Source organism: Williamsia phyllosphaerae, from assembly GCF_014635305.1.
Taxonomy (GTDB): domain Bacteria; phylum Actinomycetota; class Actinomycetes; order Mycobacteriales; family Mycobacteriaceae; genus Williamsia_A; species Williamsia_A phyllosphaerae.
On record NZ_BMCS01000001.1, the window covers coordinates 1,961,611 to 1,983,199 of the forward strand.

At 66.1% G+C, this 21,589-nt stretch carries 22 protein-coding genes and 4 tRNA genes; 23 read left to right on the plus strand and 3 right to left on the minus strand.

Going from position 1 to position 21,589, the window contains the following annotated elements; all coding sequences use genetic code 11:
* Positions 1-4 precede the first annotated feature (4 nt).
* Entirely contained in the window at positions 5-496 is a 492-nt protein-coding gene (locus IEV93_RS09340) for a YajQ family cyclic di-GMP-binding protein (RefSeq protein ID WP_188489029.1), read from the minus strand.
* A gap of 198 nt (positions 497-694) precedes the next feature.
* On the opposite strand from IEV93_RS09340, the gene IEV93_RS09345 reads away from it, so the two are divergent.
* The 11 genes from IEV93_RS09345 to rplA all read left to right on the plus strand — a co-directional run bounded on the left by IEV93_RS09345 (position 695) and on the right by rplA (position 6,879).
* A complete protein-coding gene (locus IEV93_RS09345; RefSeq protein WP_188489031.1) occupies positions 695-1,624 on the plus strand; it encodes a PDDEXK family nuclease in 930 nt (309 codons plus the stop codon).
* A 176-nt stretch (positions 1,625-1,800) separates the two neighbouring features.
* Positions 1,801-1,884, plus strand: a tRNA-Tyr gene (locus IEV93_RS09350).
* 165 nt (positions 1,885-2,049) lie between these two features.
* A tRNA-Thr gene (locus IEV93_RS09355) sits at positions 2,050-2,122 on the plus strand.
* 38 nt (positions 2,123-2,160) lie between these two features.
* A tRNA-Met gene (locus IEV93_RS09360) sits at positions 2,161-2,234 on the plus strand.
* A 96-nt stretch (positions 2,235-2,330) separates the two neighbouring features.
* Positions 2,331-2,498, plus strand: coding sequence for a 50S ribosomal protein L33 (rpmG, locus tag IEV93_RS09365; protein WP_188489033.1), 168 nt, complete (start codon positions 2,331-2,333; stop codon positions 2,496-2,498).
* Between the two features lie 243 nt (positions 2,499-2,741).
* Positions 2,742-3,827 carry a fused (3R)-hydroxyacyl-ACP dehydratase subunits HadA/HadB gene (locus IEV93_RS09370; RefSeq protein ID WP_188489035.1) on the plus strand — a complete coding sequence of 362 codons (1,086 nt, stop codon included), beginning with the start codon at positions 2,742-2,744 and terminating at the stop codon, positions 3,825-3,827.
* Between the two features lie 251 nt (positions 3,828-4,078).
* Positions 4,079-4,151: transfer RNA gene (locus IEV93_RS09375), tRNA-Trp, on the plus strand.
* Positions 4,152-4,181: 30 nt separating this feature from the next.
* Positions 4,182-4,610, plus strand: coding sequence for a preprotein translocase subunit SecE (gene secE / locus IEV93_RS09380; protein WP_188489037.1), 429 nt, complete (start codon positions 4,182-4,184; stop codon positions 4,608-4,610).
* Between the two features lie 76 nt (positions 4,611-4,686).
* Positions 4,687-5,514: a transcription termination/antitermination protein NusG gene (nusG, locus tag IEV93_RS09385; protein WP_188489039.1), complete on the plus strand. Its 828-nt coding sequence runs from the start codon at positions 4,687-4,689 to the stop codon at positions 5,512-5,514.
* A gap of 107 nt (positions 5,515-5,621) precedes the next feature.
* Positions 5,622-6,053, plus strand: coding sequence for a 50S ribosomal protein L11 (rplK, locus tag IEV93_RS09390; RefSeq protein WP_188489041.1), 432 nt, complete (start codon positions 5,622-5,624; stop codon positions 6,051-6,053).
* 112 nt (positions 6,054-6,165) lie between these two features.
* Complete coding sequence (gene rplA, locus IEV93_RS09395; protein ID WP_188489043.1) at positions 6,166-6,879, plus strand: 50S ribosomal protein L1; 714 nt, start codon at positions 6,166-6,168, stop codon at positions 6,877-6,879.
* A gap of 62 nt (positions 6,880-6,941) precedes the next feature.
* Here the strand turns inward: rplA and IEV93_RS09400 are convergent, their stop codons facing one another.
* On the minus strand, positions 6,942-7,607 hold the full coding sequence (locus IEV93_RS09400; RefSeq protein WP_188489045.1) for an alpha/beta hydrolase: 666 nt from the start codon (positions 7,605-7,607) through the stop codon (positions 6,942-6,944).
* 99 nt (positions 7,608-7,706) lie between these two features.
* On the opposite strand from IEV93_RS09400, the gene IEV93_RS09405 reads away from it, so the two are divergent.
* The 3 genes from IEV93_RS09405 (at position 7,707) to IEV93_RS09415 (ending at position 10,046) form a co-directional block, all read left to right on the plus strand.
* A complete protein-coding gene (locus IEV93_RS09405) occupies positions 7,707-8,531 on the plus strand; it encodes a DUF2786 domain-containing protein (protein WP_188489047.1) in 825 nt (274 codons plus the stop codon).
* Entirely contained in the window at positions 8,528-9,040 is a 513-nt protein-coding gene (locus IEV93_RS09410; protein WP_188489049.1) for a TIGR04338 family metallohydrolase, read from the plus strand. Before IEV93_RS09405 ends, IEV93_RS09410 begins: the two co-directional genes overlap by 4 nt.
* Before the next feature lie 64 nt (positions 9,041-9,104).
* Positions 9,105-10,046, plus strand: a complete 942-nt coding sequence (locus IEV93_RS09415; RefSeq protein WP_188489051.1) for an alpha/beta fold hydrolase — start codon at positions 9,105-9,107, stop codon at positions 10,044-10,046.
* Between the two features lie 69 nt (positions 10,047-10,115).
* Here the strand turns inward: IEV93_RS09415 and IEV93_RS09420 are convergent, their stop codons facing one another.
* Complete coding sequence (locus IEV93_RS09420) at positions 10,116-12,149, minus strand: CocE/NonD family hydrolase (RefSeq protein ID WP_188489053.1); 2,034 nt, start codon at positions 12,147-12,149, stop codon at positions 10,116-10,118.
* A 550-nt stretch (positions 12,150-12,699) separates the two neighbouring features.
* Between IEV93_RS09420 and rplJ the strand changes: the two genes are divergently transcribed.
* The 9 genes from rplJ (at position 12,700) to IEV93_RS09465 (ending at position 21,558) form a co-directional block, all read left to right on the plus strand.
* Positions 12,700-13,272 carry a 50S ribosomal protein L10 gene (gene rplJ / locus IEV93_RS09425; protein WP_188489055.1) on the plus strand — a complete coding sequence of 191 codons (573 nt, stop codon included), beginning with the start codon at positions 12,700-12,702 and terminating at the stop codon, positions 13,270-13,272.
* A 69-nt stretch (positions 13,273-13,341) separates the two neighbouring features.
* Positions 13,342-13,725, plus strand: a complete 384-nt coding sequence (rplL, locus tag IEV93_RS09430) for a 50S ribosomal protein L7/L12 (protein ID WP_188489057.1) — start codon at positions 13,342-13,344, stop codon at positions 13,723-13,725.
* 207 nt (positions 13,726-13,932) lie between these two features.
* Positions 13,933-15,108, plus strand: a complete 1,176-nt coding sequence (locus IEV93_RS09435; protein WP_188489059.1) for an ABC transporter ATP-binding protein — start codon at positions 13,933-13,935, stop codon at positions 15,106-15,108.
* 28 nt (positions 15,109-15,136) lie between these two features.
* Positions 15,137-15,943 carry an MlaE family ABC transporter permease gene (locus IEV93_RS09440; RefSeq protein ID WP_188489061.1) on the plus strand — a complete coding sequence of 269 codons (807 nt, stop codon included), beginning with the start codon at positions 15,137-15,139 and terminating at the stop codon, positions 15,941-15,943.
* A gap of 12 nt (positions 15,944-15,955) precedes the next feature.
* Complete coding sequence (locus IEV93_RS09445; RefSeq protein ID WP_188489063.1) at positions 15,956-16,816, plus strand: MlaE family ABC transporter permease; 861 nt, start codon at positions 15,956-15,958, stop codon at positions 16,814-16,816.
* Between the two features lie 3 nt (positions 16,817-16,819).
* On the plus strand, positions 16,820-18,151 hold the full coding sequence (locus IEV93_RS09450; protein WP_188489066.1) for an MCE family protein: 1,332 nt from the start codon (positions 16,820-16,822) through the stop codon (positions 18,149-18,151).
* A complete protein-coding gene (locus IEV93_RS09455) occupies positions 18,148-19,221 on the plus strand; it encodes an MCE family protein (protein WP_188489068.1) in 1,074 nt (357 codons plus the stop codon). Before IEV93_RS09450 ends, IEV93_RS09455 begins: the two co-directional genes overlap by 4 nt.
* A 10-nt stretch (positions 19,222-19,231) precedes the next feature.
* Positions 19,232-20,278: an MlaD family protein gene (locus IEV93_RS09460; RefSeq protein ID WP_188489070.1), complete on the plus strand. Its 1,047-nt coding sequence runs from the start codon at positions 19,232-19,234 to the stop codon at positions 20,276-20,278.
* Complete coding sequence (locus tag IEV93_RS09465; protein ID WP_229704997.1) at positions 20,278-21,558, plus strand: MCE family protein; 1,281 nt, start codon at positions 20,278-20,280, stop codon at positions 21,556-21,558. Before IEV93_RS09460 ends, IEV93_RS09465 begins: the two co-directional genes overlap by 1 nt.
* The last annotated feature ends 31 nt before the right edge of the window (positions 21,559-21,589 follow it).

The window sequence follows — 21,589 nt, forward strand, 5'->3', positions numbered from 1 at the left end:
GTCGCTACCGGTAGTTCACGAACTGCAGGGCGATCTCGAAGTCCTTGCCCTTGAGGAGCGCGATGATCTCCTGGAGGTCGTCGCGCTTCTTGCTCGACACCCGCAGTTCGTCACCCTGGATGAGCGCCTTGACGCCCTTGGGGCCCTCGTCGCGGATGGCCTTGGTGATCTTCTTGGCCTTCTCCGAGTCGATGCCCTGGACCAGCGTCCCGGACAGGCGGTAGCCCTTGCCCGATGACGCGGGCTCGCCGGCGTCGAACGCCTTGAGCGAGATGTCGCGACGGATGAGCTTCTCCTTGAACACCTCGAGAGCCGCCTCGGTCCGTTCCTCGGTGTCGGAGGTGATCACGATGGTCTCGTCGCCGGACCAGTCGATCTTGGTGTTGGTGCCCCGGAAGTCGTAGCGCTGCGAGAGTTCCTTCGCGGCCTGGTTCAGAGCGTTGTCGACCTCTTGTCGATCGATCTTGCTGACCACGTCGAATGATGAATCTGCCATGCGCTCAGGGTAGCGACGTGGGTTCACGGCGGTGGCGTTCGCACCGTCGAGGGTCATTCGCGCCGCGCATGCAGGGTGCGAACGACCCGCAGCGATGCGAATGCGGAGGGCTGGGGATACGAGGCCAGCTGGGGACAACCGGTCCCGAAGCCCGAATGCTGCAGCTGAGCGCATCCGTCTCGACGCCATGGTGGACCGATGACGCTCCCCGCACCCGTGACGGCGACGACACGACGACGCCTCGTCGAGGCCGGGATGACGCGCACCGCGATCGAGGGGGCGATCCGGTCGCGGGAACTGGTGTCGCTCGCCCCGGGCTACTACCTGCCTGCCGGGGAGATGGGGGTCTTCCCGGAGAACCAGCACCTGGCGCTGGCACGGGCGGTGATCGCGGATCGCGGCGGACACGACGCGCTGGCGCGGGTCAGCGCGGCGGTCAACCTCGACCTGCCGGTGGGAGGTGCTGCGCTGTCGCGCGTCCATCTCGTTAGGCCGGGTGGGACGGGCTCCGGGTCGAGGACGACCGCTGTGACGGTGGTGCACCGGAACATCGCCGAGGAGGACGTGATCGTGGTCCGTGGAGTGAGGTCGACATCGGTCGCCCGAACCGTTGTCGACCTCGCGCGCTCGGAGTCCGTCCGTACCGCGACCGTCACGGCCGACGCCGCTCTGCACCGGAAACTCTGTGATGTCGAGGATCTGCGAAGCGTGCTGAGCGGTATGGGCGCGGTCGACGGTTGTGCGCGAGCGCGCAGACTGATCGCGGGTGTCGACGGTCGTGCAGAGAGCCCGTTGGAATCCATCAGCCGTCTGGCGATCGTCGGGTCGTCACTGCCGACACCGGACCTACAACGCGAGATCTTCGACGACAGCGGCCGCCTCATCGCCCGTGTGGACTTCTTCTGGGAGGAGTTCGGCGTGGTGGGGGAGTGCGACGGCATGGGTAAGTACTTCGGTCAGTACTCCGACAAGAGCCTCCGCGAGGTTCTCGACGAGGAGAAGTTTCGGGCGCAGGAACTCCAGGACTTGGGCTACGTTGTCGTCCGATGGACCTGGCAGGAACTGCTCCACCGGCCGGACGTGGTCATCGAACGGATACGCCGAGCGATCGAGCGGGCGCGGAATTGATTGGTTCGCAACAGCGAGTGCCGTTCGCACCGTGCGTCGGCGATGCGAACGGCCACCAACGATGCGAACGCCCGTCGGCGCGGGCGCCACGACATGCGGTTTTCGCAACTGGGGGCACCGCGTTGTAGTCTTCTCGGCGTTGCCTCCGCGGTGTTTCACGGCGGAGAACGCAGCGCGGCACGTTGCCCGAGCGGCCAATGGGAGCGGACTGTAAATCCGTCGCGCAAGCTACGTAGGTTCGAATCCTACACGTGCCACCACCTCACCTGGGATCCTCGAATTCACCTTCGAATCCCTTGTGAGCTGCCTGAATACAGAGGTGAGCATCGTCTCGACGGCGCCGGATCCCAGCGATTTGGCGACTGCGCGGGCGGCTGTGTAACCTCGTTAAGGCTCTCGGGGCGTCGCAAGATGCCCTGGGTCCCGCCCCCTTAGCTCAGTCGGTAGAGCGTTTCCATGGTAAGGAAAAGGTCAACGGTTCGATTCCGTTAGGGGGCTCGCTGGACTCCCAGACCGTCGCCGGCCTGGGCGGCCATGGCGGTGTAGCTCAGTTGGTTAGAGCGAACGACTCATAATCGTTAGGTCGCCGGTTCGAGTCCGGCCATCGCTACAGCGAGACAACGCTGCACACGGCGACGACGCGCGGTGACCTCCGCGCACCGGCGCGTGTGCAGTACCCGAGATCGACCCACCGAAAGGCAGCCCCGTGGCCTCCTCAACAGACGTGCGGCCCAAGATCACCTTGGCCTGCGAGGTTTGCAAACACCGCAACTACATCACCAAGAAGAACCGCCGCAACGATCCCGATCGCCTCGAGATCAAGAAGTTCTGCTCGAACTGCGGCAAGCACCAGAGCCACAAAGAGTCACGCTGACCATCTCGCCCCGACGATGAGACATCGCCGGGGCGTCGTGGCGTCTGGGGTGACCACGCCACGACTGGTAGCGTCTCGCGAGCAACACAACGATCTCCCAGTCTTGCGACGGTTCGATATCGATCGCGTCGAGCCTGGTCAAGACGGTCGAGTGCTCCGGCCCGACAGCCCGTCCGCGGATGTCGCCCGTGATGACCCGGCCGCCCACCGACGACCACCGAAGGGTCAGGTTTTGTGACCAACGTGAGTGAATCCTCGATCCCGTCCGTCGAAGAGCGCCTGGCGATCATGGCCAACCAGACCAGCCTCTCCCCGGAGGAGATCGCCGAGCGGACCACCGCGCAGGTCGGTTTTCACTACACGGTCGAGGACTACTACGAGGTCGGTCGCGAGAAGGTCCGCGAGTACGCCCGCGCCGTCCAGGACGGCAACCCTGTCCACTGGAACGAGGCCGCGGCGACCGCGAACGGACACAGGGGTCTGATCGCACCGCTGTCGTTCGTCGCCATCCCCGGGATGATCGCCCAGCGCCGTCTCTTCGAGGAGATGGTGGAGGGCTGGGATCTGTGGAAGATGCTGCAGACCGACCAGCGTCTGGTGTTCCACAAGCCCGTCGAGGTCGGTGACCGGCTCATCTGCGTCGTCTCGCTCGACTCGTACCGCCAGATGGGTGGCGCGGACGTGCTCGTGACCAAGAACCAGATCCACAACCAGCACGACGTCCCCGTGATGACCACCTGGACGACGCTGGTCGCCCGCGCGGGCGAGTCACCGGCGCCGTCGTTCATGCAGACCGTCGCCCACACGATGTTGGTCGAGGGCGCGACGTACGACAACGGTCAGACGATCCCCGATCACAGCGGTTTCTTCACCGAGCCCGATCCGGCGGCCGACCCCAAGCCCTACGGCGCCATCGACTTCGACACCCTCACCGTGGGCCAGGAACTCGAGCCCCGCACGGTGAAGCTGACCCGCGGCAATCTCATCAACTACGCCGGTGTGGCCGGCGACCCCAACCCGATCCACTTCAGCGACGAGATCGCCGACATCGTGGGTCTCGACACCGTCGTCGCCCACGGGATGCAGACCATGGGCATCAGCGCCGGCTACGTCACCGACTTCGTCGGCGACCCGGGTGCGGTCTACGAGTACAACGTGCGCTTCACCGCGCCGGTGTACGTCCCGCGTGACGGGTACGGAGAGATGGACCTGACCGCCAAGGTCAAGTCGCTGGACCCGGAGACCCGGCGCGGACAGATCGCGCTGACCGCCAAGTCCAACGGCAAGAAGATCTTCGGTCGAGCCGTCGCCAGCGTCCAGTTCAACTGAGACGATCCCGCTCGGCCGGCATCGGACCGGCCCGTCTCGAGGCCCCCGACGTGGGCAAATTGGAGTTCGCGCACACGGGTGTCGTACACTGAAGCGTCTGAGGTTACTCACGCTGCGCGCTGCCCTTCAGGGCGGCGCGTTGGTTTTGTGTAGTGCTGATGTGGGTAACAGCAGATGGACCGGCCGAGAGCCGTGGGACGATGGTTCCACGACGTGGTCGTGTCCAGGAGGATCGGTGTGAGCCGATCCAAAGGGGCGTAGCTCAACTGGCAGAGCAGCGGTCTCCAAAACCGCAGGTTGCAGGTTCAAGTCCTGTCGCCCCTGCCCAAAGATGTGCGACGAGAGGATGAAGTGGTGAGCAAGCGCGACAGAGCTGCACGCGCCAAGGGAACCCCCGAGGCCGAAACCACCGATGGCGTCACAGACGCCGCCGACGTCCTCACCGACGAGACCACGGCCCGGCCGACGGGCAAGCGCTCGTCGACTCCCCGTGGCAAGCGGTCCACCGCGCCGGACAGCGAGGCGGAGACCGCCTCGAGCGTCGCACTCAAGGAGCGTTCATCGCGCTCGTCGACCGCGACGGATCAGAGCCGCAACCCGTTCATCCGGTTGTGGATCTTCCTGAAGCAGGTCGTCGGCGAGCTCAAGAAGGTCATCTGGCCGAGCCGGTCGGAGATGGTCCGCTACACGATCATCGTGCTGATCTTCGTGATCGTCATGACGGCGTTCATCTCGGGCATCGACCTGGGCTTCGCGAAAGCCGTCCTCTGGTTGTTCGGCTGAGCCGGACGACCACACACTCACCCGCGCACCGCGCCGGGTGCGAGCACGACCGTATTGAAAGGGAGCGTGGGCTGCAGTGAGCACCCCCGAGCATGACACCGAGAGCATCCAGGAAGCCGACATCGACGCCATCGAGAACGGCACCGACGTACTGGACGCACCGGTCGACGTGGCCGCCACCGAGGAACTGACCGAGGCGGTCGCGGGTTCCATCGACGCTTCCGACGATGTCGTTGCCCCGGCCCCCGACGCCGAGGCGCCCGCAGCCGAGGAAGAAGAGGTCGACCCGGTCGAGGAGCTCAAGAAGCAACTCCGTCGCGCTCCCGGTGACTGGTACGTCATCCACTCCTACGCCGGGTACGAGAACAAGGTGAAGGCCAACCTCGAGACCCGCGTGCAGAACCTCGACGTCGGCGATTTCATCTTCCAGGTGGAAGTGCCGACCGAAGAGGTCACCGAGATCAAGAACGGCCAGCCGAAGAAGGTGCAGCGCAAGGTGCTGCCCGGCTACATCCTGGTGCGCATGGAGCTCAACGACGACTCGTGGGGCGCCGTGCGCAACACCCCGGGTGTCACCGGCTTCGTCGGAATGACCTCGAAGCCGTCGCCGTTGTCGATGAAGGAAGTCCTGCAGTTCCTGCTGCCCCGCGTCGAGGCGAAGAAGCCGGCCGCGGGCAAGTCCTCGGGTGGATCCGAGGGCGGCATCGGTGCGGCGGCGTCGCCGACCATCGAGGTCGACTTCCAGGTCGGCGAATCGGTCACCGTCATGGACGGCCCGTTCGCGACGCTGCCCGCGTCGATCTCCGAGGTCAACGCCGAGCAGCGCAAGGTGAAGGTGCTCGTCTCGATCTTCGGTCGCGAGACCCCGGTCGAGCTCGGCTTCGCCCAGGTGGAAAAGATCTAACAACAGACTTCGCGTCTCCAGCGGGCGCGATACGCCAGGCGAGTCGAACCGGTGCGATCGGTTCGCGAGCCCGGCACACACATAGACAACACAAAGGTTAAAGAGAGATGCCCCCCAAGAAGAAGAAGCTCGCCGGGATCATCAAGCTCCAGATCCAGGCCGGTGCGGCCAACCCCGCCCCGCCCGTGGGTCCGGCGCTCGGTCAGCACGGCGTGAACATCATGGAGTTCTGCAAGGCCTACAACGCCGCGACCGAGTCGCAGCGTGGCACGGTCATCCCGGTCGAGATCTCGGTCTACGAAGACCGCTCGTTCGACTTCAAGCTGAAGACCCCTCCGGCGGCCAAGCTGCTGCTGAAGGCGGCCGGACTGCAGAAGGGCTCGGGAGAGCCGCACGTCAAGAAGGTCGGCAAGGTCACGATGGACCAGGTCCGCGAGATCGCCAAGACCAAGCAGGAAGACCTCAACGCCAACGACGTCGAGCAGGCCGCGAAGATCATCGCGGGCACCGCTCGGTCGATGGGCATCACGGTCACCTAGGAACCTCTCGCCACCGGCGTCTGCCGGGGACGAATTCGACAGCGTGGGAGGACCGGCTTCGGTCCGCACACCACCAATCCGCAACCGCTGCGGAGAAGGAAAGAAGCGCCATATGAGCAAGAAGAGCAAGGCCTACCAGGCCGCCGCCGAGAAGATCGACAAGGACAACCTGTACAGCCCGCTGGAGGCTGCAGGACTGGCCAAGGAGACGGCGTCGAGCAAGTACGACCCGACCGTCGAGGTCGCGATCCGTCTCGGTGTCGACCCCCGCAAGGCCGACCAGATGGTCCGCGGCACCGTGAACCTGCCGCACGGCACCGGTAAGACCGCCCGCGTCATCGTGTTCGCCGTCGGTGACAAGGCCGCCGAGGCCACCGCCGCCGGCGCCGACGAGGTGGGCGCCGAGGACCTGATCGAGAAGATCCAGGGTGGGTGGCTCGATTTCGACGCCGCCATCGCGACGCCGGACCAGATGGCCAAGGTCGGACGCATCGCACGCGTCCTCGGCCCGCGTGGTCTGATGCCCAACCCGAAGACCGGCACCGTGACGCCCGACGTCACCAAGGCCGTCAACGAGATCAAGGGCGGAAAGATCAACTTCCGCGTCGACAAGGCCTCGAACCTGCACCTGGTGATCGGCAAGGCGTCCTTCGACCAGAAGCAGCTCGCCGAGAACTACGGCGCCGCGCTCGACGAGGTCCTGCGCGCCAAGCCGTCGGCCTCGAAGGGTCGCTACCTGCGCAAGGTCACCGTCTCGACCACGTCGGGCCCGGGCATCCCGGTCGACCCGGCGCGCAACCGGAACTACACCGAAGACGAAGCCTGAGTTCTTCGACTTCACCACGAGCAGCAGCCGCGACGCCTCGAGCGTCGCGGCTGTTGCCGTTTCTAAACCAACCCGTCGAGGTGATCGGCGAACTCGCCCGCGTGCGACAGCATCGCCATGTGGCCACCGGCGATGACACCGGGTTCGACGCCGAGGCGGTCGGCGACGACGCGGCGCATGAACAGCTCGGGGAAGAACCGGTCGTCCCGGAAAAGCAGGAACCGGGTGTCGACATCCGGTAGAGCAGACGCGGGCCAGACCTGCCGCGCCGGTGTGTCGGATTGGGTGCGTTCGATCTGCTCGGCGACGACCTCTGGATCGACCCCGTTGTAGAACAGCGCGTCCATGTCGTCGGGGTCGTAGGTCTCCGACGCCGCCGCCTCACGTTGGGCCTGCGCCGTGCCGGTGGCCGCCCACCACTGCTCGGGCCGCTCACCGGGGCGCGGGATCATCGCCGAGGCGAACACCAGCATGGACGCGTCGACCATGGGGCAGGCGAGCGGCGCGGTGAAGCCGCCGAACGAGTGGGCGACGACGATCGGACGGTCGGCGTCGGCGGGTGTCTGGGCGGCGACCGCCGCGGCGTAGTCGGTGAGGTCGGCGTCGTCGTCCTCGCAGGGCAGATCGATGGGGATCGCCCGGTGGGAGCGATCGGCCAACTCCGAGCACAGGACTCGCCAGTAGGACGGGTCGGAAGCACCGCCGGGGATCAGCAGGAAGGTCGCCATGAGATCACACTCCGGTCGTCGGGACGGTCGCCGAGATGTCCGTTTCATACTGTCAGGCGAACCGTGGAACCGTCCGGCGCTCTCAGTAGTCTTATCCCCATGCGCGATGACAAGCTCCTGACCCGGATCGCCGGCCTCCTGCGCCAGGCCGAGGGCACCGACAACGAGCACGAGGCGCAGACCTTCATGCAGGCGGCGCAGCGGTTGGCCACATCGGCCTCGATCGATCTCGCCGTCGCGCGTGCGCACGACCCGGCGGCGGCACGAACGACGCCGGTGGCCCGGCAGATCGCGATCGGCACCGCCGGCAAACGGGGGTTGCGGACCTACGTCGCGTTGTTCGTGGCCATCGCCCACGCGAACGACATCAAGGTGGACGTGGCGAGCAACTCCACATTCGTTCTCGCGTATGGCTTCTCGGGTGACATCGACAGCACCGAGGCGCTCTACAGCTCGCTGGTCGTGCAGATGGTGGCCGCGAGCGACGCCTACCTGAAGTCGGGGGACTACCGATCCGAGACCGCGGCCAAGGTCGTCACCGACCGGTCGCGGTGGCGTACCCGCCGCGTCGTCGAGCACACGCCGTTGTCGCCGATCACCGCTCGACTCAACTTCCAGTCGGCCTTCGCCGAGCGGATAGGGCTGCGACTGACCGAGGCCAGGGACGAGACTCGGGCCGACGCGGTACGCGAATCCGCCGACCGCCCCGGCGCGTCGACGCAGGTGGCGTTGCGGGACAAGGAGATCGCTGTCGTCGACTTCCATCGGGAGGAGTCGACCGCCCGGGGCACCTGGCGGGGCGCGAGTGCGTCGGCGGGATATTCCGAGGCGGCGCGCCGGGCCGGTGACCACGCGGGACGCCGCGCACGGATCACCGCACCCGAGGAACTCGACGGCACCCGGGGGGCGTTGGACCACCGATGACCGGTGCTCCGCGCGACACCCAGCGCGCGTTGTTCTACGAGGCCGAGTCGGCCGTTCACAATCTGTTCGCGGCGCCGGGGCCGACCGTCGAGATCGCCGGCGCCCAGCTGACCCTGCCCCCGGAGGCGCGATTCGGCTCGGTGGAATCGGCCCGCCGCTACGTCTCCCAGGTTCTCTCCCGGGACTCGGTGCGGCGTCGCTTCCCGCGGGCGACCATCGACGTCGAGGTGCGTTCACGTCGGGGGCACCGCAGCGCCCACTACGAGTCGCCCGCGGATCCGACCGCCCCGCCGACCATCGCCCTGCCGGAGATGGCCGACGGCCGGTGGGCACTGCGCGAACTGGTGGTGCTGCACGAATTGGCGCACCACCTGATCGACCCCGGCCATCCCGCGCACGGCCCGCGGTTCGCGGCCACCTTGATCGACCTGGTCTCCGACGTGCTCGGCCCGGAGGCCGGGTTCGTCTACCGCGTGATCCTGACCGACAGCGGTATCGCGGTGCGCTGACCGCGTCCGACCGGCGCTGTTAGCGTGACGACGTCACCGGATGGATGCGCTGGAGGAGCCGAGGATGTCACTTCGCGAGGTCGAGTTCACGTCGAGCAATCAGCGCGACACCGTGTACGGCTGGATCTACGAGCCGGTCCGACCGGCGCGGGGGATCGTGCAGCTCATCCACGGACTCGGCGAGCACTCACGACGCTATCTACCGCTGATCACCGCGTTGTTGGACGCGGGCTTCGTCGTCGCGGCCGATGACCACGCCGGACACGGCAAGACCGCGATGACCTCCGGCATCTGGGCCGACGCGGGCGATCGTGCCGATCGGGTCGTCGTGGACGACGAGCGCACCCTGCGATCGGCGGTACGTGAGCTGCACCCGGACCTGCCGTACGTCGTGTTCGGCCACTCGTGGGGGTCGATGATCGCGCGTGGCCTCGTCAGCGGGGACAGCGACGCGGTCGACGGGTTGATCCTGTGCGGCATCGCGGCCGGCATCCACGGCATCGAGAACCTGCTGGACCGGGAGGCGCTGGCCGCGGAGTCCGACACCGAAGCGCCGGCGGCGGAGGCCTACGTGGCGTCGATGTTCGACGGGTTCATCTCCCGCTACGAACCCGGATCCGGACCGACCGCGTGGGTGGCGCGCGCCCCCGACGTCGTCCGCGACCACGCAGTCGACCCACTGAACAACTTCGGTGCGCCGATGTCGGTGCGGTTTCTCGCCGGTTTCGTCGACCTCTACGACGCGGCCAACGCCGACGAGTGGTACCCCTCGATCCGCGCCGATCTGCCGGTTCTCATCCTGGCCGGCGACGACGACCCGGTCACGGGGTTCGGCGAGGGGGCCTACCGCGTGGCCAACCAGCTCGTCCGCACCGGACACGGCGACGTCCGGACCCGCGTCTACACCGGGTTCCGGCACGAGGTCCACAACGAACCGGAGATCGCCGACGACGTCGCCCGCGAGGTCATCGACTTCGCGACCCGCTGCGTCGAGCGCACGGTCTAGGTCCGTATCCGCCCACTCGACGTCCGCATCCGCCCAGTCGACGTCCGCAACCGCCCGGTGGACGGGTGGTCACCAGTCGGGATCGCCGATCGCGCGGAACGACAGGTAGCTGGGGTGATGCGGGTCGAGGACGAGATCCTGTCGCCGACCGTGTGCGCGGATCAGGTCGGGGACGACCGTCAGATACCGCGGCACACTGCCCGCGTAGACGTCGACACGCAGACGGTGACCGATGTCGAGAACCGCGTCGGTGGGCACGAGATCCACGTCGATCGGCAACGGGGTGTTCGTGGGCACCGGGAGCTTGCGCTTGCGGCTGAGGTAGTGGTGCGCGACCAGGAGGCTGCCGTCCTCGGCGTACTCCGACAGCGACGGGTCGATGGCACGGTTGGAGACGGTCAGGGCACCGTTGGTGAGCACCGTCGACGTGCCGTCGGGGGCGACATCGTTCACCGTGACCGCCCAGATCCCCTCCTGCCCGGAGGTGGAGACGTACAACCGCATGTTCAATGCGCCGCTGATCTGGGTCCGTTCGGCGACCGGGGCGGAGGAGAAGGTCAGACCGCCGCGCTCCTGATAGCGGGCGTCACGACCGAAGTCCTTGCCCAGGACCATCGTGATCCCGGCCGTCACCTGGGTCATGTCCCGTGACCGCAACCCGCGCATGTCCGGGTGGACGCCGAGCGAGGCCCTGGTGTGCGACCGGTTCGACCCCAGCGAGCCGTCGAAGGCCGAGTGCACGGCCGTGCCGGAGGGGGAGTCGGAGAGGAACAGCCTGCGCACCGACGCCCCGGCGCGGGGGAAGCTGTCGCCCGCGGTCCACGAACCGCCCTGCTGCTCGAGGGTGACCGGTCCGTAGTTGTCGACGCCGTTGTCGATTCCCTTGAGCCACTTGTCGAACCACGCACGCTCGAGGACGTCGACCCGCGGTGGGTGCGCCGCGCTGCCGAAGCCGGACCCGGCGTCGAGGTGGTAACCGTCGGCGACGACCAACTGCTTGCGGCCCGGTTCCATCTGCAGGTGGGAGTAGATCGACGTCGCGCTGCGTCCGAACAGGTCGTGCCACCCTCCGAACAGGAAGGTGGGGACGTCGATCTTCGAGACGTCCGGATCGCGCTCGTCGAAGTAGGGGTCGTCGTACACGCGATCGTCGCGGCCGGTGAGGAATCCCCAGGCCAGCGAGCCGACCTCGGTGGCGGGCGACGCGACGCGGTTGGCGAGCCAGCGCAGGCTGGTGCCGCGACGCAGATCGCGAGCGGCGGTGGCCGGGTTCGGTATCCATTTGAGCACGTTGACGATCGACAGCCACAGCGGGATGAAGGCCGAGGGCAGTCCACCGGTGATGTAGATGTCGCGGACGATGTCCTCACACCCCTCGACGGCGAACACGGCCTTGAGACCGGGTGGGCGCTTGTCGGCGGTCTGCAGCGAGTTGATGGCCGAGTACGACCAGCCGGCCAAACCGAGTTGACCGTCCGACCACGCCTGACGCGCGACCCACGCGAGGATCTCGACGGAGTCCTTCTGCTCCCGCGCGCCCAGGATCTGCCACTTGCCGTGGGAGGCGCCGGTGCCGCGGACATCGACGATGACCTGCGTGTATCCGCTGCGAACCAGGTTCCGGTTGATCCCGAACACGTCGAACACGCCGCCCGAGAGCGTCCGGGTGAGGTCGGTGACGCCGCTCAGGGCCGTCCCGCTCAGATCGACCTTGCCCGCGAGGCCCGCGACCGCACGCCCGATCAGCGGGGCGTGGACGGACTGGTCCAGCAGGTCGAGCAACGCCCGGTTGTAGGGGTTGATGTTGACGATCGTGGGGTAGCGCGTGGAGACCGGGCGCCGGGTCGCGTCGGCCGGGCGGATCACGGTCGCACGCAGGCGGACACCGTCGGACATCGTGATCTCGACGTCACGGTCGATCGACACGTTCGGGTACTGCTGTGGTCCGTCGACGAGTTGGCGCCAGCGGATCGCATCCGCGCCGCCGGTGGGGTCACCGAGGGGCAGGGTCGGGAGGGGAGTGGGGCGCAGGCGCTGCTCACCGAACCCGTCGGGGGCGACACCGTGCGGTACGGACTCGTCGGGATCAGCTGGAACCGTCATCGCCGTCTGCCTTGCTGTTGCGTGACGCGCGCCGAGGGTGTGTTGGTGCTGTTCAACCCTGTGACCACGTCATCGTGGACCGGACGGATGTGTGGTGCACATCACGGCCGATGTTCTCCAGCGAATGTAACCCAGCCTATTGAGTCCCGACACAGGGGCTGTGGACTTTGTGATCAGAGTGCGATCGAAGCGGCGATCGTTGTTATCAAATCTACACAAAAGGTACGTTTGTACGGCTTTCGATCGATCGCTGACCGTGGATTTGTCCTGGACACGCGGCTGCGGCTACTCTGAGCCCTCGGTACCTGCGCCGACGCGAGTCGGTCGGGTTCCGTAGTTCAACCACAGACCGTTGGTCGACGTCCGCCCCAGGTGGATGTTCGAAGGTCCGGCCGATGCCGGCGACCCACGCAGGGTGAACGAGGTGAAAGTCCGTGACTGCTCGCGATGCGAGCGTTCGCCCTTCGCGCCCCGTGGCCCTGTGCCCGGGGCGTTCGTCGTCGGTGGGGTCGTCTCGACCAACCCGAATCGACATGAGAGGAGGCGAAGTATGGCCAAGTCCGACAAGGTCGCCGCAGTCGCGGAGATCTCCGAGCAGTTCAAGGGCTCCACGGCAACCGTCATCACGGAATACCGTGGTCTGTCCGTCAAGCAGCTCTCTGACCTGCGTCGTTCACTCGGCGAGGGCGCAACCTACTCCGTCGCCAAGAACACCCTGGTCAAACGCGCCGCAGCTGATGCGGGCGTTGCTGGGCTCGACGAGCTGTTCGTCGGCCCGACCGCGATCGCCTTCATCGAGGGCGAGCCGGTCGAGGCTGCGAAGGCGATCAAGACCTTCGCCAAGGACAACAAGGCTCTGATCATCAAGGGCGGATACATGGACGGCCGCGCGCTGTCCGTGGCGGAGATCGAGCGGATCGCCGACCTCGAGACCCGAGAGATCTTGCTGTCCAAGCTCGCCGGTGCCATGAAGGGCAACTTGGCAAAGGCCGCGGGTCTGTTCAATCAGCCCGCATCGCAGGTCGCGCGTCTCGCCGCGGCCCTGCAGGAGAAGAAGTCCGCCGAGGGCGGCGCGGAGGCAGCGGACACCGCGGCCGACGCACCGACCGAGGCTGCCGAATAAGCGCACCCGCGCCCATCACCACACCAGAAACATTCCCCCGTTCCGGGGGACAACAGGAAGGACGCCACCATGGCGAAGCTCAGTGCTGACGAGCTCATCGATCAGTTCAAGGAACTGACCCTGCTGGAGCTCAGCGACTTCGTGAAGAAGTTCGAAGAGGTCTTCGAGGTCACCGCGGCCGCCCCGGTCGCCGTTGCCGCCGCAGGCGCCCCGGCTGCCGCCGAGGCCGCTGTCGAGCAGGACGAGTTCGACGTCGTCCTCGAGAGCGCAGGCGACAAGAAGATCCAGGTGATCAAGGTCGTCCGCGAGGTCGTCTCCGGACTGGGCCTCAAGGAGGCCAAGGATCTCGTCGAGAGCGCCCCCAAGGCGATCCTCGAGAAGATCGACAAGGACGCTGCCGAGGCGGCCAAGGCCAAGCTCGAAGAGGCCGGCGCCAAGGTGTCCGTCAAGTAAGACGCACCGTTGGATCGTTAACCTACTTTTCGGTAGGTTCACTGCAGAGACCACCCCGCACGCGGGGTGGTCTTTGTTATATGTCCAGGTCCAGGACCTTTTTTTATCCAAATCTAAGAAATGTGGAGTTGATGTTCGTCGATGGCGAACCGTGGGTTAGAGTGACTCGAACCACAAGCCGGGGCGGGTCATCTAGAGGAGTCAAACGTGGGTGTTGAGGTCAGTGTCGAGGGACTAACAAAGTCCTTCGGTTCTCAGAACATCTGGCGGGATGTCACTCTCACGCTCCCGGAGGGGGAGGTCTCGGCTCTGCTGGGGCCCTCGGGTACCGGCAAGTCGGTGTTCCTCAAGGCCCTGATCGGGCTGCTGCACCCGGAGCAGGGTTCGGTGATCGTCGATGGCACCGACATCACCAAGTGCTCGTCGAAAGAGCTCTACGAGATCCGCAAGCTGTTCGGTGTCCTGTTCCAGGACGGCGCGCTGTTCGGCTCGATGAGCCTGTTCGACAACACGGCCTTCCCGCTGCGTGAGCACACCAAGAAGTCCGAGTCCGACATCCGTTCGATCGTGATGGAGAAGCTCGACCTCGTGGGTCTGAGCGACGCGGGCGACAAGCTGCCCGGTGAGATCTCCGGTGGTATGCGCAAGCGCGCCGGTCTCGCCCGTGCGCTGGTCCTCGACCCGCAGATCATCCTGTGCGACGAGCCCGACTCGGGTCTGGATCCGGTTCGTACCGCCTACATCTCGCAGCTGTTGATCGACATCAACGCCGAGATCGACGCGACGATCCTGATCGTGACGCACAACATCAACATCGCCCGGACCATCCCGGACAACATCGGCATGCTGTTCCGCAAGGAGCTGGTCATGTTCGGTCCGCGTGAGGTCCTGCTGACGTCTGAGGAGCCCGCGGTCAAGCAGTTCCTCTCCGGTGACCGTTTCGGTCCGATCGGTATGTCCGAGGAGAAGGACGACGCGACCGCCGCGCAGGAGAAGGAACTCGAGGACGCCGGCATCGGTGGTGGCGGCACGAAGGACGACTTCTCCGAGATCATCCCGCAGGTGCAGCCCAATCCCGGTATGCCCGAGCGCAAGGCGTCGGCGCGGCACCGCGAGCGCGTCGAGGAGATGCTGCACGAGCTGCCCGAGAACGCCCAACAGGCGATCCGGGAGTCGCAGTCGCAGGAGGACGAGATCCGACGCGCCAACGCCGAGGGCATGGACCGCCAGAACAACAAGGGCGGCAACGGCAACGGCAACAACGGTGGCGGCAACGGCAACAACGGTGGCGTGAACACCGAGAAGCAGTACGCCGGGTCCAACGACAACACCGAGCAGTTCCCCGCCTACCGAGCCGGCGGCAACCCCGCCGGTAACTCCTGATGATCATTACTGCCGTGGAGGCCACTAAATGAGCGGAGCCACCACACGTGGCGTCGATCGGGTGACTCAGGCCGGAACATCTGCACTCACGCAGACGGGCAACATCGTCCAGCTCTTCGTGGATGTCGCTCGCCAGAGTGTCGTGCGCCCGTTCCAGCTCCGAGAGTTCATCCAGCAGGCGTGGTTCATCGCCAGCGTGACGATCCTTCCGACCGCGCTGGTCGCCATCCCGTTCGGCGCCATCGTGTCGCTCCAGACCGGGTCGCTGATCAAGCAGCTCGGCGCGGAGTCGTTCACCGGCGCCGCCAGCGTCCTGGTGGTGGTCCAGCAGGGCGCGCCCCTGGTGACGTCACTGCTCATCGCGGGTGCGGCCGGGTCGGCCGTCGCGGCCGACATCGGGTCGCGGACCATCCGCGAGGAGATCGACGCCATGCGGGTGCTCGGCATCAACCCGATCCAGCGGCTCGTCGTCCCCCGTGTCCTCGCGATGATCCTGGTCGCGGCGCTGCTCAACGGCCTGGTCTGCGTCGTCGGCATCGGCGGTGGTTACTTCTTCAACGTGGTCGTCCAGAACGGCACGCCCGGTGCGTATCTCGCATCGTTCAGTGCCCTGGCGCAGCTGCCCGACCTCTACGTCGCGACGCTCAAGGCCATCGTGTTCGGTGCGATCGCCGGCGTCATCGCCTCCTTCAAGGGACTGGGCCCGAAGGGCGGACCCAAGGGTGTGGGCGAGGCGGTCAACCAGAGCGTTGTCATCACCTTCCTGCTGCTGTTCTTCGCCAACCTGATCATCACGGCCGTGTACTTGCAGATCGTCCCCGCCAAGGGTTCGTAGGGGAGTGAATCGATGACCATCGCAAAGAGCAGGGCCGACGAGCTCAACTATCGGCTCAAGAAGGTCGCACAGGCACCGCTTCAGGTGCTCGACGGTGCGGGCGACCAGATGTCGTTCTACGGACGCGCCGTCGGCTGGGCGCCCCGGACGATCAAGCACTACCCCAAGGAGCTGCTGCGGCTGCTCGCCGAGGTCGCCTTCGGTGCCGGTGGTCTCGCCGTCATCGGCGGCACGATCGGCGTCATGGTGCTGCTCACCGGTTTCACCGGTGTCGTCGTCGGTCTGCAGGGCTACGCGGCCCTCGACCAGATCGGCTCGCAGGCACTGACCGGATTCCTCTCGGCCTACGTCAACACCCGTGAGGTCGCACCGCTCGTCGCAGGCCTCGCACTCTCGGCCACCGTCGGCTGTGGCTTCACCGCCCAGCTCGGCGCCATGCGGATCTCCGAGGAGATCGACGCGCTCGAGGTCATGGCCGTCCCGTCGGTGCCGTTCCTCGTCACCACCCGCGTGCTGGCCGGGTTCATCGCGGTCATCCCGCTCTACGTGCTCGGCCTGCTGGCCGCCTACCTCGCGACCAGGGTGGTCAACACCCAGTTCAACGGGCAGTCGACGGGCTCATACGACCACTACTTCAACCTCTTCCTGCCACCTGCAGACGTGTTGTGGTCGTTCGGCAAGGTGCTGGTGTTCGCCTTCGTGATCATCCTGGTGCACTGCTACTACGGCTACAACGCCAGCGGCGGCCCGGCCGGCGTCGGCGTGGCCGTGGGTCGTGCGGTTCGATCGGCGCTGGTCCTCATCGCCGTGCTCGATTTCTTCCTCGGTCTCGCCATCTGGGGCACCGACACAACAGTCAGGGTGGCGGGCTGATCCATGGCTTCCCTTCGTAGACGTTTCCTCGGACTGGTGTTCTTCCTGGTCGTCATCCTCTTCATCGGTGGCACGATCCTGAAGTTCAACCAGAGCTTCCAGTCGTTCACCGACGTGAACCTGACGACCGACTCCGCGGGCAACGCATTGCCCGACAAGGCCGACGTCAAGGTCCGTGGCCTCATCGTGGGTCAGGTGAACAAGGTGGTGGCCGACGAGAACGGCGCGGTCACCGTGCAACTCGGGCTCGAGCCCGACAAGGCCAAGATGATCCCGCAGGGCACCACCGCGCGGATCCTCCCCAAGACCCTGTTCGGTGAGCGCTACGTGGCGCTGCAGATCCCGGAGAACCCCAGCGGCGCCACGCTCACCGCCGGATCGACGATCAAGACCGACACCAGCGGCAACGCGATGGAACTGCAGACGCTGTTCGACAAGCTGCTGCCTGTCCTCAAGGCCATCCCGCCGCAGGACCTCAGCGTCACGCTCGGCTCGCTGTCCAAGGCGCTGACCGGCAACGGTGAGAAGCTCGGCACCAGCCTGGACAACCTGAACAACATCTTCAGCCGGTTCAACCAGAACATGCCCGAACTGCAGGGGACCCTGCGTGGTCTGGCGAGCTTCTCGGAGACCTACTCCGAGGCGCTGCCCGACATCGTCGACGCCCTCGACACGCTGCGGACCACGACCAACACGGTGGTGGAGAAGCAGGGCGATCTGCGGACGCTGTTCTCGACGCTGACGAACACCGCGGTGCAGGCAACGGACTTCCTGACCACCAACCGACGGGATCTGCTGACCCTGGCGATCGACTCCGAGCCGCTGCTCTCGGCCCTGGCCAAGCAGTCGCCCGCCTTCGGGTGCACGTTCAAGAACTTCGCGGGACTCGTCCCGGAGGTCGGCAACATCGTCGGCGCCGGCACGAAGAACCCCGGTGTCCGCGTGACACTGACGTTCTCGAACCCGCGCGGTCGGTACCTGCCCAACCAGGACGAGCCGCGACTGCTCGAGGACCGCGGACCGAAGTGCTACCCGCTGCACTACGAGCAGGGTCGGCCCTTCCCGCAGTACCCGGGCGGATCGCTCAACGACGGCTCCTACCAGCCGCCGTCGCGTAACCCCGGCCCCCGTACGGTCCAGGAACTGCCCGCACCGGACTACTCCGGCAAGCCGGCGGGAACCATCACCCCGAGCGTCTACGACGACCCGAAGAACAAGGTGGCTTTGCAGGCGATCATGGCGGCCGAGGCCGGAACGACACCCGATGAGGTCCCGGGCTGGATCGCTCAGCTCGTCGCACCCGGACTCCAGGGGGCGCAGGTGACGATCAAGTGAAGAACAACTTCATCTCACCGCTGATCAAGCTGATCGTGTTCGCGGTGATCACCGTGATCCTGACCGCGCTGCTCGGCGTCACCATCGCGAACTCAGGTGCCGGCGGCAGCAACGACTTCAAGGCGATCTTCACCGACGCGTCGCTGCTGAACCAGGGTGACGACGTCCGGATCGCCGGTGTGCGCGTCGGCCAGGTCTCCAAGGTCGAGGTCTACGACAGGGACAAGGCGCGGGTCAGCTTCTCCATCGAGCGCGACCGGCTGCCCGACGGCGTCCAGGCCTACATCAAGTTCCGCAACCTGACCGGCCTCCGGTACCTGTCGCTGGAACGTGGCCCGGGTGACAGCGGGGCGACGTTGAGCAAGGGCGCGACCATCGGGGTGGCCAACACCCACCCCTCGGTCAACCTCACCGATCTGTTCAACGGCTTCCGGCCGCTGTTCCAGCAGCTCACCGCCGAGGACGTCAACAAGCTGTCCGACGAGATCATCAAGGTCTTCCAGGGCGAGGGCGGGACCATCACCGATCTGGTGAGCGACACCGCGGACCTGACGAACACCATCGCCGACAAGGACAAGGTGATCGGCGAGCTGATCACCAACCTGACGACGGTGCTCGACAACATCAACCGGAACGACGATCAGTTGACGTCGCTGCTGACGACCACCGAGAAGTTCGTGACCGGCCTGGCCGCTCAGAAGAACTCCGTCGGATCGGCCATCACGTCGGTGTCGAACCTGACCGCGGTCACCAACTCGATCCTCACCCCGACGCGGCCGGCGCTGCAGGGATCCATCGCGGGTCTCAACCAGTTGTCGCAGCGGATCAACGAGCGTCGTGGAGAGGTCGAGAAGACACTGAGCACCCTCCCGATCAAGGCGGCCAAGATCGGCCGTGCGGCGACCTTCGGGTCGTGGTTCCAGTTCTATCTGTGCGGCCTCGACATCACCGCGGGCAACGGCAAGAGCACCCTGCTCTCCCAGCCGCTGATCCCGCTGCCCGATATCAACCATGTGCTCTACACCAACAGCGCGACGCGGTGCTGGGCCAACGATGATCCGCCGGGCTGAGGGGGGCGACATGGCTGACACGAAGAAGCAGAACAAACGACCGGACCAACCGCGACGGAGTCCGATCACGATCGGCGCCATGGGCCTCATGGTCCTGATCATGGCCGCGCTCTCGGCGTTCTTCCTCGCCAACCTGCCGTTGGTGGGTGCGGGCACGATCTACCAGGCCGACTTCACCGAGGCCGCGGGTCTCAAGCCGAGCAACGAGGTCCGCGTCGCGGGCGTCAAGGTCGGTCAGGTGGAGAAGGTCGAGATCGTCGACAACAAGGTCCGGGTGTCGTTCGCGGTGAACAACACGTGGGTGGGCGACCAGACGAGCGCGTCGATCCAGATCAAGACGATCCTGGGGCAGAAGTACCTGCAGATCGATCCGCGCGGCAACGAGCTGGCCGATCCGCAGAAGGTGATCACCGACACCACCTCGCCCTACGACGTCATCGAGGCCTTCAGCGACGCGTCGTCGAGCATCGCCGACATCGACACCGATCAGTTGGCGACGAGTTTCCGGACCCTGTCGTCGGCGTTCTCCGGCACGCCTGCGGAGTTGGGCAACTCGCTCGACGGGTTGACCCGGTTGTCGACGACGATCGCCAGTCGTGACCAGGAGGTGCGCAAGCTCCTCGAGGCGACGAAGGGGACCTCGAAGATCCTGGCCGACCGCAACCAGGAGTTCACCCGCCTGATCGCCGGCGCCGGTGATCTGCTCTCCGAGCTCAACAACCGCCAGCAGGCGATCTCGACGTTGCTCCGGAGTACCACCCAGCTCTCGACCACGCTGACCGGCATCGTCCGCGACAACGAGGAGCAGATCGGTCCGGCCCTGGAGAACCTCAAGGGCGTCACCGACATACTCCAGAAGCAGGACAACAACATCCGTGCATCCATCACCAATCTCGCGCCGTTCTACCGGCTCTACGCGAACGTGCTCGGCAGCGGTCGCTGGTTCGACTCGGTGATCACCAACATCCTGCCTCCGGGACTCCCGGCGCAGAACACGACACGACCGCCGAACAAGACGCGGCAGCTGAACAACGGCGGAGGGGAGGCAACCGGATGATGACCACGACAGACGGACCTCGTCACGACCTCCGTGACTCCCGCGGCCCGGGCAGCTGGTTCACCCCGCGCCACATCGTCTTCCTGGTGGTGGGTCTGGTGGTGGCGCTCGTCATCGCCGGCTCGCTGTGGTGGCTGTTCACCTCGCTCAACCAGACCAAGGTGACCGCCTACTTCAAGTCGAGCGTGGGCATCTACAAGGGCACCGACATCCGCATCATGGGCGTCGAGGTCGGCAAGGTCGACGAGGTCACCCCGCAGGGCGACAAGGTGCGCGTGAAGTTCACCGTCAAGGGCGGGCACGATCTGCCCAAGGACGTGCGCGCCGTGCAGATCACCCCGTCGGTGGTCGCCGACCGCTACATCCAGCTGACCCCGACCTACCAGGAGGGGCAGCCGAAGGCCGGCGACGACATCACCCTCAGCCTGAACCAGACCATGGTCCCGGTGGAGATCGACGCGCTCTACTCGGGCGTCGAGAAGCTGTCGAAGTCGCTCGGTCCCGACGGCGCCAACAAGGACGGCGCGCTGAGCCAGGTCATCACGACCGGTGCGGCCAACCTGAAGGGCAACGGCGAGAAGCTCGGCCAGACCATCGAGCAGCTGTCCAAGGCGTCGCAGACGCTGAGCGACTCGAGTGGCAACCTCGTCGACACGGTCAAGAACCTCGACGTGTTCGTCGGAGCGCTGGCCGAGAACGACACCCAGGTGCGCCAGTTCAACAGCCAGCTCGACTCGTTCACCTCGTTCCTCGCCGGCGAGCGCACCCAGCTCGGCGCGGCGCTGAACAAGCTGTCGATCGCGCTCGGTGACGTCGCCGGATTCGTCCAGGACAACCGAATCGCGCTCGGTGATCGGGTCCAGGAACTGATCCCGACGTCGAAGACGCTCGCCGACACCACCGATCAGCAGAAAGAGTTGCTGACGGTCCTCCCGGTGACGATCAACAACCTGATCAACGCCTACAACGCGGAGTCGGGAACGCTCGACCTGCGCGTGGTCCTGCCCGAACTGCAAAACCTCGCAGGCGCGGGTTGCAAGCTGCTCGACCTGGGCAAGCTCAAGCCCGGTGATCCCGCGTTCGTCCAGTTCAGCAAGACGTTGCGGCCGTTGCTCGACCAGTGCGGCAACATCACCGATCAGATCAACAAGGGCCTCACGACCCCGACGCTGAACCTGCCGTTCGGGATCATGAGCGGTACCAACCAGCAGAAGCGCGGTCCGGTTCCGGGAACACGTCCCGGTACCCCGTCGCCCGGACTCACGAGTGGTGGCAACTGATGAGGCGCTGGAATTCCGGGCTGCGGGGGGT

Coding starts and splice junctions, on each gene's coding strand:
- IEV93_RS09405 (WP_188489047.1), top strand. CDS start 7,707: ATGCGCGATGACAAGCTCCTGACCCGGATCGCCGGCCTCCTGCGCCAG.
- IEV93_RS09450 (WP_188489066.1), top strand. CDS start 16,820: ATGGCTTCCCTTCGTAGACGTTTCCTCGGACTGGTGTTCTTCCTGGTC.
- IEV93_RS09345 (WP_188489031.1), top strand. CDS start 695: ATGACGCTCCCCGCACCCGTGACGGCGACGACACGACGACGCCTCGTC.
- IEV93_RS09415 (WP_188489051.1), top strand. CDS start 9,105: ATGTCACTTCGCGAGGTCGAGTTCACGTCGAGCAATCAGCGCGACACC.
- rplJ (WP_188489055.1), top strand. CDS start 12,700: ATGGCCAAGTCCGACAAGGTCGCCGCAGTCGCGGAGATCTCCGAGCAG.
- rplL (WP_188489057.1), top strand. CDS start 13,342: ATGGCGAAGCTCAGTGCTGACGAGCTCATCGATCAGTTCAAGGAACTG.
- rplK (WP_188489041.1), top strand. CDS start 5,622: ATGCCCCCCAAGAAGAAGAAGCTCGCCGGGATCATCAAGCTCCAGATC.
- IEV93_RS09420 (WP_188489053.1), bottom strand. CDS start 12,149: ATGACGGTTCCAGCTGATCCCGACGAGTCCGTACCGCACGGTGTCGCC.
- IEV93_RS09460 (WP_188489070.1), top strand. CDS start 19,232: ATGGCTGACACGAAGAAGCAGAACAAACGACCGGACCAACCGCGACGG.
- IEV93_RS09410 (WP_188489049.1), top strand. CDS start 8,528: ATGACCGGTGCTCCGCGCGACACCCAGCGCGCGTTGTTCTACGAGGCC.
- rplA (WP_188489043.1), top strand. CDS start 6,166: ATGAGCAAGAAGAGCAAGGCCTACCAGGCCGCCGCCGAGAAGATCGAC.
- IEV93_RS09445 (WP_188489063.1), top strand. CDS start 15,956: ATGACCATCGCAAAGAGCAGGGCCGACGAGCTCAACTATCGGCTCAAG.
- IEV93_RS09465 (WP_229704997.1), top strand. CDS start 20,278: ATGACCACGACAGACGGACCTCGTCACGACCTCCGTGACTCCCGCGGC.
- IEV93_RS09340 (WP_188489029.1), bottom strand. CDS start 496: ATGGCAGATTCATCATTCGACGTGGTCAGCAAGATCGATCGACAAGAG.
- IEV93_RS09440 (WP_188489061.1), top strand. CDS start 15,137: ATGAGCGGAGCCACCACACGTGGCGTCGATCGGGTGACTCAGGCCGGA.
- IEV93_RS09400 (WP_188489045.1), bottom strand. CDS start 7,607: ATGGCGACCTTCCTGCTGATCCCCGGCGGTGCTTCCGACCCGTCCTAC.